The organism is Vagococcus entomophilus (assembly GCF_003987595.1).
Taxonomy (GTDB): Bacteria; Bacillota; Bacilli; order Lactobacillales; family Vagococcaceae; genus Vagococcus_E; species Vagococcus_E entomophilus.
The window spans coordinates 17,644-30,104 of sequence record NZ_NGJZ01000005.1; the positions used below are offsets into that span (position 1 = coordinate 17,644).

Below are 12,461 nucleotides of genomic sequence, written 5' to 3' on the forward strand. Positions count from 1 at the left end.
GATAAATGCAGTAGGAAATGAAGGAAGGCGATTGAATGAACTTGGTAGTATCAGAGGAAGCACATCAGTGGTTCGTAAAAGAGCTGCATCTTGAAAAACAGGATTGTGTTCGTTTTTTTGGTAAGTATGGTGGCAAGACCTCAGTCCATACTGGTTTTTCTGTAGGGTTAGAAGTTAGTGTGCCGGAACAGACTATAGCAAAGGCCGAAATAGAGGAACAAGTTTATTATATCGATGAAGCAGATGATTGGTTCTTTTCTGGGTATGATTTACTTGTATCGTATGACACAGAAAAAAAAGAACCAGCCTACCAATTTAAACAAACTACAGAGGTATAAATAAAAAATGTGAGACAACATTCTATTACGAGTTGTCCCACATTTTTTCATTTAATAGCCACGGTCTAAATCAACTTGGTTCATTGACAATTTTTGCACATTTAAGATAGACTTCAAATTGGTTTCAAATATATAGAATAGCCTTTTCTTGAAATGTTCCGCAATTCCTGAGATGTGGGGGGTAATCAGTAAATTTTCAGTTTCCCATAACTCACTAGTAGCAGGAAGTGGTTCTTGATCTAATACATCAAGTCCAGCAAAACCAATCTTACCAGACTTTAAAGCAGCAACTAAAGCAGCAGTGTGAACCGATTCACCTCTGCCAACGTTAATAAACACGACACCCTCTTTCATTTTTTCAAAGCGAGCCTCATCATAGGAATTTTCGGTTTCTTTTGTCAAAGGAAGTAAATTTACGACAATATCCATTCTATTTAAAATTTTGTCGATTTCATTTTGCGGGAATATTGCTTCAAAATCGTCTACATGGTGCCCACTACGATTGATACCAAAAACAGTAAGATTAAACGCTTTTGCTATTTTAGCCAAATGAGCGCCAATGTTTCCTGTCCCAACAATGAGCATCTTTTTATCGGAGAGTTCGCTGAGTGTTTCTGGAATTTTCCACTCTTTGTTTTCTTGAGCAGCAATTGAGGCATATAAGCCACGAGTATGACCTAGAATCATTCCCATGACAGACTCTGTAATCGGAATATTATGGATGCCACTACCATTTGAAAGTAAGACGCCTTTTTGCTGAATTTGTTTAAGATTCAAATGATTGACCCCCGCAGAGGTCGCTTGAATCCAGAATAAACGGCTTGTGGAAGAATCTAGTAGTTGAGTCCCAATTTTTTTATCCCACCCATACATGATTTCGATGTTGTCAAGCATATCATGAGTGAGTGGATCTGCAGCAAAAATGATTTTGTAATCAGGTGCTAGTTCATGGAGTTTTTCGATTTGTGCTGCTGTCAGTTCTTGGTGACAATATAAAATAGGTTGATTCATAATATAACCTCCTTGAAAAGTTGAATTTAATAGTAGTGTATCAAAGAAATAAAAAAAAGAACAAAAAAAGACTCTAGTTTAACTAGAGACTTTTTTTGTACTAAGAAAATAAAGCCATAGGGTCATCAGCATGAGCAAGATTGATCCAGGAAAATTTGGAATTAAAAAGTTGAGCAGCGTTGATAATACTGCAGGGTAAAAAGAACAGATGACTAAAAGTTTGAATGTATCACCTGTGGTAAAATTCAGTCCACGAAATTTAGAAAAAGAAGTCAAAAATAAAGTGAAAATAAAAAATTCAAAAGCCAAACTAAGAAATGTTGGAATGAGACAAACAAAAAATATAAAGCCTTTTAACATAGTAGATTTTTGTGGGAAAGTGAATAAATTTTTTAACAGTTGTCCGTTCATAGTTTGGAGTTCTGAGTGGGTATAACGAATGGAAAAGGGATTTTTAGGCAAGAGCCCACCAAGTGTTTGATCTGTTGCTGTAGCAATTACAAGGTGATCCTTCAAAAAGGCAATCCCAAGTGTGGTTCCAATCAAATCTTTTTGCACGGATTCATCTGTTCTTTTTCCTTCAGGATCAAAAGTAAAAATAATAGAGTTTGTTTGGTAGATAAAACTTTTCATATCCTCTTTTGAAGACAAAACCCCATTTTGAATGGAAAATTCGGGAACACTCTTGGCAATACTGGCACCATCTTTTGCCACTTCTTGAAGAACAGAATAAGATTGAAAAAGTAATGGAAAAGAAGCAATAAAGCTTATAAAAATCAGATACAAGAAAACTTTCCATCCAGACTTATTTTTGATCAGCAAAAGTTTACGTGGATTTTTGAAAGTGGTATGTAAAAATTGATAGAAATGCATAGGAACTCCTTTTAGAAAAATATTTTAGTACCTACATTGTAAAGCCAAATCTCTAAAAAAACAATTTTTCAAAATTCAAGCATATTTTTTGAACAAACTAACAGTTGGTGATACATTAAGAGTGTAGAAAAAATACTAGGAGGAATCATTGATGACTTATAAATTACCAGAATTACCTTACGCTTACGATGCGTTAGAACCGTATATTGATGTAGAAACGATGCACTTGCACCATGACAAACATCACAATACGTATGTGACAAATTTAAACACAGCAATTGACAAACATCCTGAGCTTTCAGAAAAAACAGTAGAAGAATTAGTAGCAGATTTGCAAAGTGTACCTGAGGACATTCGTACAGCTGTTCGAAACAATGGTGGCGGACATGCCAATCACTCATTCTTTTGGGAAAGTCTTGCACCAAATGCTGGTGGCGAACCCACTGGCTCTGTGAAAGCAGCAATTGATGCTGATTTTGGTAGCTTTGAAAAATTTAAAGAAGAATTCACAGCGGCTGCAACTGGACGTTTTGGTTCAGGTTGGGCTTGGCTAGTAGTAAATAATGGCAAACTGGAAGTGCTCTCTACTGCAAATCAAGATACACCCCTTTCAGAAGGAAAAACGCCTGTTTTAGCTTTAGATGTATGGGAACATGCTTATTATAAAAAATATAGCAATGTGCGTCCTGACTACATCAAAGCGTTTTGGAATATTGTTAACTGGGACGAAGTAAGCAAACGTTTCGACGCAGCTAAATAAAGAAAAAGAATTAGGTGAATGCCTAATTCTTTTTTTTAAAATTACAAATCTCACAGTGATTTATGGTAAGATAAAGATATCATAGTTAGGGAGTGTTTTCTTAATGGAACTCAGTTTAACAAAGGTACATGGATCTGAAAATGATTTTTTTATTTTAGATGAAACGCTTTGTCCGCGGTCACTAACCTCCGACGAAGTGCGGGCACTTAGTGAAAAAGTTTGTAGTCGGGATAATGGGTTATTATCGGGGGCAGATGGAATATTATTGATTCAAGAACCAACACATGTTGAAGCTGTGGCAAAAATGAGAGTGATTAATAACGATGGTAGCGAGGCAAGTATGTGTGGGAATGGGTTACGAACAGTCGCACGCTACTTAGCTGAAAAAAATAATCAATCTGATTTTTTTGTCGAAACAATGCATGCAGATTTAAAAGTTAGACACTCCAAAGATTTACATAAAGAGGTTGCAACATACCAAGTTGAAATTTCACCTGTTAGTTTTGACGCCGAGGCGATTCCAATGGATATTCTTGGCAAACAAACGATTATTGATAGTCAGATTCCAGAACTGTCAAAAGAACTTAACTTTTCAGTAGTAGCGGTTCCAAATCCACATTTGATTGCGTTTGTGGATCATGCAACTTTAGTCGGACCAGAGCAAGAAAGAATTGCAAAAATGGTCAATGAAGCAAATCCATGGTTTCCAGACGGAGTTAATGTTAGTTTTGTTGAAGTTCTTGCACCAGATGAGTTATTTGTAAAAACATATGAGCGTGGGGTTGGATTTACGAATGCTTGTGGAACAGCAATGTGTGCCAGTAGCCTGATGCATGTATTATTAAATGACGGTGAATTTTTTGAACCTATTACGGTTAAAAATCCAGGTGGGTTAGTAAAAACTGTAGTACACCAAGATCCAGAAGGAAATTATTGGATGGAATTGATTGGGAATGCAACAATTACTTATAAGATTCAAGGACAATTGTCTCAGCTTTTAGGACAGGAGTTTGATCAATTAGTAATTGAAGAAACCAACGAGCAACAAGCATATGATAATTTTTTAAAGGAACAAGGAATAAAGCAGTAAACAATTGGGAGCAAATAGTTTGGAACAGACGTATTTAGCTTCGAAAGACAAGTGAAAATTTACGTGTTTTTTGCTTTAGATTCTTGCATAAAGTAGGTTTTTACGAAGAATTTTATTGTTTTTTCTTCATTTATCCGGATAATATGAGCTTGGGACATAACTAAAAAGTTATGTCCCAAGCTTTTATTGTTTTTTTTAATCAGTGAGAAATGAGAGTAAAAGGCTAAAATTGAGCGTGTGATTTTACGTTTTCTTTCGTTTTTAACATAGAATAAATTCGAAGATTTGTGCTATAATAAAGAAATTAAGACAGGAGGTTCAAAACATGGCAAGTGACATTTCTAAAGAAGATGCAATCAAATTTTTATATCAAGATGCTGATAAAATAAAAAAGTTAATCAGCAATCAAAAAAATCATCTCTGTATTGCTCAATGTAAAGCATTTGAAGAAGTTGTCGATACACAAATGTATGGATTTTCAAAGCAAGTTGAGTTTGCAGTGAAACTAGACATTATGACAAATGAGGAAGGCCATCGAATCTTAGGTGAGCTAGAAAAAGAGCTTAATAATGTCTATACAGAAGTTTACGAAGAACAAAAAGAAATTTAACTCGGCAAGGAGGAATTTTGGCTTTGCCAAGAAAAGACGATGAAAAAAAGATTTTATTTAGATTATAGTATTTTGATTCCATATATTGTGATGTGTTTAATAGGAATTGTGATGGTGTATAGTGCTAGTTCCTATCAGTTATTAATCAACAAAGAAAATCCAGCAAAATACGCCATCAATCAATCCATATTTTTTGCAGCAGGGCTGTTGATAATCACTGTTATCTATAAGATGAAGACAAGGTTGTTTGCGCATAAGAATTTTGTGAATGTTGGCATGGCTTTTATTGGGACCTTACTAGTTTTGACTCGCTACACGCCACTTGGAATGACGGTTAATGGTGCACGAGGGTGGATGTCTGTACCAGGTATTGGGCAAATCCAACCAGCTGAGTTTTTAAAAGTAATGATTATATGGTACTTAGCTTCAGTATTGGCTGCAAGGCAGACTTCCATTGCCAAAGTTAGAAAGGGTCAGTGGCGCGAAATTTTTCTAAGACCTTTGCTGATCGTAGGCGTGATGATTGGGCTTGTTTTGCTCCAACCGGATACGGGGGGAGCCGCAATTTTAACATTAATTGCGGCAGTAGTAGTTTTCGCAAGTGGGATAAACTATATGTACACACTAATCATTGGTGGTGGAGTGACAGTGGTTAGTTACTTAGTTATCCATATTATTGTATGGAGTGGAGGCGCAATCTTCCCAAAAAGTTACCAATATGTATACAATCGGTTTAAAGTTTTTGCGAATCCATTTATTGATGCACAAGATTCTGGTCACCAAATGGTGAATTCTTACTACGCTTTGTATAATGGAGGATTGTTCGGACGCGGACTGGGAAACAGCATACAAAAAAAAGGATTTTTACCAGAAGCACATACTGATTTTATGTTTTCGATTGTGATGGAAGAGTTGGGCTTAATTGTTTCTCTATTCATTCTAGGGTTGCTGTTATTCTTGATTTTAAGGATTGTCTTAGTCGGGGTGCGCTCAAAAAGCCCATTCAATTCAATGATGTGTATTGGAATTGGAGGAATGTTTTTGATTCAAACCTTTATTAATATTGGTGGAATTAGCGGAATTATTCCTTTGACAGGTGTAACTTTTCCATTCATAAGCCAAGGTGGTTCAAGCTTATTGATGCTTTCAATTGCCATTGGATTGGTGTTAAATATTAGCGCAGATGAAAAAAGAAAAAAAGAGCAGTTAGGGTACAGGTATCAAAAACACGTCTAGCAAAACGTTGATAAAGGTAGGAGAAGAGAATGAAAAAAGTGTTAGTTGCAAACCGCGGAGAAATTGCCATTCGGGTATTTCGGGCCTGCACTGAATTAAATATTCAAACCGTTGCGATTTATGCAGCAGAGGATGAAAATTCTGTTCATCGTTTTAAAGCAGATGAAGCCTATTTAGTTGGTCGAGGTAAAAAACCAATTGATGCATACTTAGATATAGAAGATATTATAAGAATTGCTAAAGATTCAGGAGCAGACGCTATTCATCCAGGATATGGCTTTTTATCAGAAAATTTGACGTTTGCTACCAGATGTCATGAGGAAAATTTGATCTTTATTGGGCCTAAATTGCATCATTTAGACATTTTTGGGGATAAGATTAAAGCAAAAGAAGCAGCTTTAGAAGCTGGAATTTCTTCCATTCCGGGAACAGATGGTCCAGTTGATTCGATTGATGAGGTGTTGGAGTTTGCTAGAGATCACGCTTATCCTATTATGATAAAAGCAGCTCTTGGTGGTGGTGGACGCGGAATGCGTGTAGCACGTAACGAAGACGAGGCAAGAGATGGTTATGAGCGTGCGAAAAGCGAGGCAAAAGCAGCTTTTGGCAGTGATGAAGTCTATGTTGAAAAATATATTTCAAATCCTAAGCATATCGAGGTACAAATACTAGGAGACGAGCATGGGAATGTTTTACACCTTTTTGAGCGGGATTGCTCCGTTCAAAGACGTCACCAAAAAGTGGTAGAAGTAGCTCCGTGTGTTTCCTTAGATGATCAGTTTCGTGAAAGAATTTGCCAGGCTGCTGTTCAATTAATGCGACATGTCGGTTATGTGAATGCTGGAACTGTTGAATTCTTGGTGGAAGGAAATGAATTTTATTTCATTGAAGTTAATCCACGTGTTCAAGTTGAGCATACCATCACAGAGCTAGTGACAGATATTGATATTGTTGTTTCACAATTACTAATTGCTGATGGACAAGATTTGCACAAAGATATGCAAGTTCCTACACAAGAAAATATCCATCTAAAAGGGGCGGCGATTCAGTGTCGAATTACGACTGAGGATCCACTGAATAATTTTATGCCAGATAGCGGAAAGATTGATACTTATCGTTCAACTGGTGGCTTTGGTATTCGTTTGGACTTAGGTAATGCTTATTCAGGTGCGGTGGTGACTCCTTATTTTGATTCTCTTCTTGTAAAAATTTGTACACACGGATTTAATTTTGAAAAAGCAATTCAAAAAATGGAACGCTCTTTAAAAGAGTTCCGAATTCGTGGAGTAAAAACGAATATTCCATTCTTACAAAATGTTATTTCGCACCCCGTGTTTAAATCCGGGGAAGCACAGACAACCTTTATTGATACTACACCTGAGCTATTTGAGTTTCCACGTTTGAGGGACCGTGGCAATAAAACAATGAAATATATTGGTGAAGTTACCGTGAATGGATTTCCTAATATTGAAAAAGAAGTGAAGAAGTTTTATGCTGAGCCCCGTATGTTTAAAGGAAACCAAGTAGAAGCGCCAATAAAAGATACGGCCAAAATGATTTTAGACAAAAAGGGTGCTAATGGTGTGATTGACTGGGTCAAGGCACAAGAGGAAGTTCTTTTAACGGATACAACCTTTAGGGATGCCCATCAAAGTTTACTTGCTACCAGAATGCGTACGCAAGATATCACCAAAATTGCAGCACAAACCGGTGAAGCGTTACCGCAACTATTTTCAAGTGAAATGTGGGGCGGTGCGACATTTGATGTTGCGTATCGTTTCTTGAATGAAAATCCTTGGGAAAGACTCAGAAAATTACGTACGCTCATGCCAAATACACTTTTTCAAATGTTGTTTAGAGGGTCTAATGCGGTAGGATATCAAAATTATCCAGATAATGTTCTAGAAGAATTTATAAAAGAAGCTGCAGTACAAGGGGTTGATGTATTCCGAATCTTTGATTCTTTGAACTGGATTCCGCAAATGGAAAAAAGCATCCAAGTAGTCAGAGACGCTGGGAAAATAGCGGAGGCAACAATTTGCTATACAGGGGATATTAATGACCCAACTCGTGCAAAATATAATGTACAGTATTACAAAGAAATGGCTAAAGAGCTCCAAAACTTAGGGGCACATATTATTGCCATAAAAGATATGGCTGGTCTGCTTAAGCCGCAAGCTGCATATCGCTTGATTGCTGAACTAAAAGATACCGTAGATATTCCACTGCATTTGCATACGCACGATACTAGTGGGAATGGGATTATTACTTACTCAGCAGCAACTAAAGCAGGTGTTGATATTGTCGATGTTGCGATGAGTGCGATGAGTAGTGCAACGAGTCAGCCTAGCATGAGCAGTTTGTATTACGCACTCGTTGATGGGAAAAGAAAGCCAACTATTAATATCGACAACGTACAGCAATTAAATCATTACTGGGAAGATGTTCGTGGCTTTTATCATGCCTTCGAAAATGGGGTGAGTGCACCGCAAACCGAAGTTTACATGCACGAGATGCCAGGAGGTCAATACTCTAATTTACAACAACAGGCAAAAGCAGTTGGCTTAGGCGATAAGTGGGATCATGTAAAAGAAATGTATGCGAAAGTAAATCATTTATTTGGTGATATTGTCAAAGTGACTCCGTCTTCTAAAGTAGTGGGAGACATGGCATTATTTATGGTTCAAAATAAGCTTACGGAGGAAGATATTTATGCAAAAGGAGAAACCATTGACTTCCCTGATTCGGTAGTGAGTTTCTTCCAAGGCGATTTAGGGCAACCTACTGGTGGGTTCCCTAAAAAGTTACAACAGATTATTTTGAAAAAACGCGAAGCTATTACGGTTCGTCCAGGAAGTTTGGCAAAGCCGGTTGATTTTCAAGCGGTGAGAGGTGCACTAGCTGAAAAAATTGGCTATGAGCCAAACCAAGAAGAGGTTCTTAGTTACTTAATGTATCCTCAAGTTTTCCTAGATTATTGTAAAGTTTATAATGATTTTGGCGATGTAACGTTGCTAGATACGCCTACTTTTTTCTATGGTATGCGTCTTAACGAAAACATTGAAGTACAAATTGAAAAAGGAAAAATTTTGATTATTCGTCTGGATGAAATCGGAGAGCCTGATTTAGAAGGAAATCGCGTATTGTTCTTCACACTTAATGGACAAAGAAGAGAAGTGGTTGTTCGAGACCGTCATATTAAAACAACGGTGAAAACACGCCAAAAAGCCGAACCAACAAACAAAAAACATATTGGTGCCACCATGTCTGGTTCTGTTTTAGAAGTGTTAGTACAAAAAGGACAGACGGTTCAAAAAGGTGAGGCGATTCTGATTACAGAAGCGATGAAAATGGAAACAACCATTCAAGCACCCTTTGATGCGACCATCAAGCATATCCATGTTGCAAATGGTGAAGCCATTCAATCGGGGGATTTACTTATAGAGATTGCACCACGCTAATGATCAGCTCAAAGGAGTCAAGATGAGGCAAATAATTAAATTTTTGGTAATTTTTTTCATCGTATTAATTGGCGCGTATATGCAAGCCGTCTGGTTCCCAAAAGCCAATCCTAAAGTCGCCATTTCAAAGAGCAATAGTTATTTGGCGATGGATTCGGGAACACCGCATTCAGAGATAGATGCAAGTGGGATGGCAACTTATATTGGCAAAAGCCTAAAGGAAGTCCAAGCAAAATTTGGTGCTACGCAGTATGTTTCTGTAGCTTCAACGGGAGAAAAAGTGCTGACGTATGCAGACAAACATACAAGAAGTCATTATTTTCAAGTGTTTCTGAAAAATGACCGAGTTTCTTCTATTTTTGTACTAGGAAAAAAAGACTCAATAGCCCCATTTAAGATTGGGATGAAATTATCGGATGTTGGAGATTTTTCAACAATTAATCCAGATTTTTCCTTTCATTTAGATCAGCAGGCATATCAGTTTGAGCTTACAGAAGAAGAGATGAACTATACTCCTTTGATTGCATTTACCAACCAATCGTTTGCGCTTCTTTACTTTGGACATAGTAAAGGCGAGCTACAAGCAATTCGTTATGTAGATAAGCAATCTCTGCTAGGGATTATGCCTTACGAATTGACCAGTGGGGAAGATCAGCTGCAAATTGCTCCGCCAAAAGTGCAAACAGAAGTGATTGATAAGATTAATCTCATCCAGCTGTTTGAAACTTTGAAAGTTTTGAATCAAAGAGAAAGCCAGCGGTCTATTAAAGAAACCGCTGGATTGAGTGATCAAGCGAATCAGTTTCTTCAAGAATTTATAAAGACACCAACGGATTACTTGCATATGCCAAACGAATTAATTAGCTGGAATAAAAGGACGACAGAGACAAAATTTCTTCCTTCTTTTTGGTTAGATCTTTCAAATAGTGGTATGTTGCAAACTCAAGGACCTGTCTTTTTGAATCAAACAAAAGGGTTTATTTTTTCTGTAGTAAAAGATGTCCCGGCCACAGCCATGATGATCCATGAAATAGAGATGAGTCAGAATTTGGTCGAAAAAAATAAAGAGACAACTGTCGGAATCGCAATTGCTAATGGTACAGTCCTGATTTTATGGCAAAATAAATAAAAAGTAGGGAAAGGAGAACGAAAAATGATTTATACTTCCTCTTTTTTAGAAATTGAAGATCAAATCGACCAATTGGTTGAAACTATTCTTTACAGCAAACAGGCAGAACAATACATTAACTATGCCCAACAAATGGAGTCAAGCGCGATTGTTCAAGAAAAAGCTACTGCTTTTATAAAAGCAAAAGAAGATTTTGAAAAAATAGAATCATATGGCAAGTATGCTCCTGATTTCAATGAAAAAAGAAGAGTGTTACGTGCTGCTAAGAGAAATTTAGATGTAGATGAAATCGTGGCACAGTTTCGTTTCTTTGAAACTGCTTTTCAAGATATTCTTGATCAGACGAGCTATGCTGTTGCTCAAAATGTATCAAAAGAAATAAAAGTGGATGCAGGAAACCCCTTTTTTGAGTTTGCTAAAAAGGGATGTGGAGGGAATTGCCATGTTGGATAAAGAAATAAAATTTGAAGTAACGAGAAGAAGATCGCTTGTTATATGGGTATATAGCTTGAGACAAGTAAAAAATTTAAGACGCTTTGGCACGATACAATATGTGTCTAGAAAAATGAAATATGTAATTTTATATATGCCAGACGAAGAAATTGAGGCAACGGAGTTTAAGCTCAACAAGCTTCATTTCGTTAGACAAGTAGAACGGTCTTACCGTCCTGATGTTGAAATGAACTTTGCTGACAAAATAGGAAAAAAAGAACTATTCGAACTTGAGGAAGACGAACTTTTTGACTCTGAGCATGCAAAAAAAGAAATTGTGTTAGCCGAACAATAAGTATGAGGAGATATCTTTCTTTCAATTGAAAGAAAAATTTTCATACTTTTTTTATTTTTTATTAAGCCTCTTCTTGATATAATAGACGAGATAGAGATGGGAGTGAAAGATATGCGTGTAATCTCCGGAGAATATGGAGGTAGAAAATTAAAAGCATTAAGTGGCAATCAAACAAGGCCAACAACTGATAAAGTCAAAGAATCTATGTTTAATATGATTGGTCCATATTTTGAGGGTGGAAGAGCTCTTGATTTATTTTCTGGCAGTGGTTCCTTAGCTATTGAGGCAGTGTCCCGTGGCTTTGATCATGCGTACTGTGTAGACAAGAACTATGCTGCAGTTAAAGTGATTAAAGAAAATATTGAGATGACAAAAGAAAGTGAAAAATTCACAGTTTTGAAAATGGATGCTAACCAAGCTTTAGAAAAGTTGGCACAAGATAAGATCACATTTGATTTGATTTTTTTTGACCCACCCTATGCCAAACAGCAGATTGTCGCACAAATTGAAAAAATTATGATACTAGGACTGAGTCACAAGCATACGGTGTTGATTTGTGAAACCGATGTAAAGGTAGAGCTGCCTGAAAAAATTGCGCACTTTTCATTGCGACGTCGTCAAAAATATGGGATTACAGCTATAATGATTTATGAACAGGAGGAAGAGGAATGAGCAAGATTGCGTTGTTTCCTGGGAGCTTTGATCCTTTTACAAATGGACATTTAAATATCGTAGAACGTGCAACAAAAATTTTTGATCAAGTCATTATTGGCATTTTTACGAATACCAACAAGACAGCCCTTTTTTCATTAGAAGAAAAGCTAGAGCTGACTAAAGAGGCGACAAAACATTTAGAAAATGTGACGATTGTTGCGCAAGAAGCAGGACTGACGGTAACTATCGCGCAAAAGATGGGTGCTAATTTTCTAATTAGGGGCTTACGTAGTATTAAGGATTACGAGTATGAACGTGATATCGCCTTTATGAATCAGCACCTGAATCAAGAGGTAGAAACGGTATTTTTACTTGCGGATAACGCACATAGTAGTCTTAGTTCAAGTGTTATCAAAGAAATTGCGCAATTTAGTGGAGATGTTGCCCCTTTTTTACCACCAATTATCAACCAAGCGATGAAAGAAAAAATGAAAAGTAGAGATGAATAGAGA

General features: G+C 36.9%; 13 protein-coding genes. 11 read left to right on the forward strand and 2 right to left on the reverse strand.

The window, feature by feature from the left end; genetic code table 11:
* Window positions 1-35: 35 nt before the first annotated feature.
* A complete protein-coding gene (locus CBF30_RS11305; protein WP_126826867.1) occupies window positions 36-338 on the forward strand; it encodes a HesB/YadR/YfhF family protein in 303 nt (100 codons plus the stop codon).
* 51 nt (window positions 339-389) lie between these two features.
* On the opposite strand, the gene CBF30_RS11310 is transcribed toward CBF30_RS11305, so the two are convergent.
* Window positions 390-1,349, reverse strand: a complete 960-nt coding sequence (locus CBF30_RS11310; RefSeq protein WP_126826869.1) for a phosphoglycerate dehydrogenase — start codon at window positions 1,347-1,349, stop codon at window positions 390-392.
* A 78-nt stretch (window positions 1,350-1,427) separates the two neighbouring features.
* A complete protein-coding gene (locus CBF30_RS11315; protein ID WP_126826872.1) occupies window positions 1,428-2,222 on the reverse strand; it encodes a DUF1189 family protein in 795 nt (264 codons plus the stop codon).
* 151 nt (window positions 2,223-2,373) lie between these two features.
* On the opposite strand from CBF30_RS11315, the gene CBF30_RS11320 reads away from it, so the two are divergent.
* From CBF30_RS11320 to coaD, 10 genes are all read left to right on the forward strand, one after another.
* Window positions 2,374-2,982, forward strand: a complete 609-nt coding sequence (locus tag CBF30_RS11320; RefSeq protein WP_126826873.1) for a superoxide dismutase — start codon at window positions 2,374-2,376, stop codon at window positions 2,980-2,982.
* A 103-nt stretch (window positions 2,983-3,085) separates the two neighbouring features.
* Complete coding sequence (dapF, locus tag CBF30_RS11325; RefSeq protein WP_126826875.1) at window positions 3,086-4,072, forward strand: diaminopimelate epimerase; 987 nt, start codon at window positions 3,086-3,088, stop codon at window positions 4,070-4,072.
* A 325-nt stretch (window positions 4,073-4,397) separates the two neighbouring features.
* Entirely contained in the window at window positions 4,398-4,682 is a 285-nt protein-coding gene (locus CBF30_RS11330; protein WP_126826877.1) for an Fpa/YlaN family protein, read from the forward strand.
* A 39-nt stretch (window positions 4,683-4,721) separates the two neighbouring features.
* Entirely contained in the window at window positions 4,722-5,918 is a 1,197-nt protein-coding gene (locus tag CBF30_RS11335; protein ID WP_126826879.1) for an FtsW/RodA/SpoVE family cell cycle protein, read from the forward strand.
* 29 nt (window positions 5,919-5,947) lie between these two features.
* A complete protein-coding gene (locus CBF30_RS11340; RefSeq protein WP_126826882.1) occupies window positions 5,948-9,379 on the forward strand; it encodes a pyruvate carboxylase in 3,432 nt (1,143 codons plus the stop codon).
* Window positions 9,380-9,401: 22 nt separating this feature from the next.
* A complete protein-coding gene (locus CBF30_RS11345; RefSeq protein ID WP_126826886.1) occupies window positions 9,402-10,508 on the forward strand; it encodes a CAP-associated domain-containing protein in 1,107 nt (368 codons plus the stop codon).
* A 24-nt stretch (window positions 10,509-10,532) separates the two neighbouring features.
* The gene (locus CBF30_RS11350; RefSeq protein WP_126826889.1) at window positions 10,533-10,961 is read left to right on the forward strand and encodes a YlbF family regulator; all 429 of its coding nucleotides are present in this window, start codon (window positions 10,533-10,535) and stop codon (window positions 10,959-10,961) included.
* On the forward strand, window positions 10,951-11,295 hold the full coding sequence (locus CBF30_RS11355) for a YlbG family protein (RefSeq protein ID WP_126826893.1): 345 nt from the start codon (window positions 10,951-10,953) through the stop codon (window positions 11,293-11,295). The genes CBF30_RS11350 and CBF30_RS11355 overlap by 11 nt, the downstream gene beginning before the upstream one ends.
* 111 nt (window positions 11,296-11,406) lie before the next feature.
* Entirely contained in the window at window positions 11,407-11,967 is a 561-nt protein-coding gene (gene rsmD, locus CBF30_RS11360) for a 16S rRNA (guanine(966)-N(2))-methyltransferase RsmD (RefSeq protein ID WP_126826897.1), read from the forward strand.
* Window positions 11,964-12,458, forward strand: a complete 495-nt coding sequence (gene coaD / locus CBF30_RS11365; protein ID WP_126826901.1) for a pantetheine-phosphate adenylyltransferase — start codon at window positions 11,964-11,966, stop codon at window positions 12,456-12,458. Before rsmD ends, coaD begins: the two co-directional genes overlap by 4 nt.
* The last annotated feature ends 3 nt before the right edge of the window (window positions 12,459-12,461 follow it).

Excerpts from the sequence above, each read along its gene's own strand:
- rsmD (WP_126826897.1), top strand. The coding sequence starts at position 11,407 with ATGCGTGTAATCTCCGGAGAATATGGAGGTAGAAAATTAAAAGCATTA.
- CBF30_RS11305 (WP_126826867.1), top strand. The coding sequence starts at position 36 with ATGAACTTGGTAGTATCAGAGGAAGCACATCAGTGGTTCGTAAAAGAG.
- CBF30_RS11355 (WP_126826893.1), top strand. The coding sequence starts at position 10,951 with ATGTTGGATAAAGAAATAAAATTTGAAGTAACGAGAAGAAGATCGCTT.
- CBF30_RS11350 (WP_126826889.1), top strand. The coding sequence starts at position 10,533 with ATGATTTATACTTCCTCTTTTTTAGAAATTGAAGATCAAATCGACCAA.
- CBF30_RS11330 (WP_126826877.1), top strand. The coding sequence starts at position 4,398 with ATGGCAAGTGACATTTCTAAAGAAGATGCAATCAAATTTTTATATCAA.
- dapF (WP_126826875.1), top strand. The coding sequence starts at position 3,086 with ATGGAACTCAGTTTAACAAAGGTACATGGATCTGAAAATGATTTTTTT.
- CBF30_RS11345 (WP_126826886.1), top strand. The coding sequence starts at position 9,402 with ATGAGGCAAATAATTAAATTTTTGGTAATTTTTTTCATCGTATTAATT.
- CBF30_RS11340 (WP_126826882.1), top strand. The coding sequence starts at position 5,948 with ATGAAAAAAGTGTTAGTTGCAAACCGCGGAGAAATTGCCATTCGGGTA.
- CBF30_RS11320 (WP_126826873.1), top strand. The coding sequence starts at position 2,374 with ATGACTTATAAATTACCAGAATTACCTTACGCTTACGATGCGTTAGAA.
- CBF30_RS11335 (WP_126826879.1), top strand. The coding sequence starts at position 4,722 with ATGAAAAAAAGATTTTATTTAGATTATAGTATTTTGATTCCATATATT.
- CBF30_RS11310 (WP_126826869.1), bottom strand. The coding sequence starts at position 1,349 with ATGAATCAACCTATTTTATATTGTCACCAAGAACTGACAGCAGCACAA.
- coaD (WP_126826901.1), top strand. The coding sequence starts at position 11,964 with ATGAGCAAGATTGCGTTGTTTCCTGGGAGCTTTGATCCTTTTACAAAT.
- CBF30_RS11315 (WP_126826872.1), bottom strand. The coding sequence starts at position 2,222 with ATGCATTTCTATCAATTTTTACATACCACTTTCAAAAATCCACGTAAA.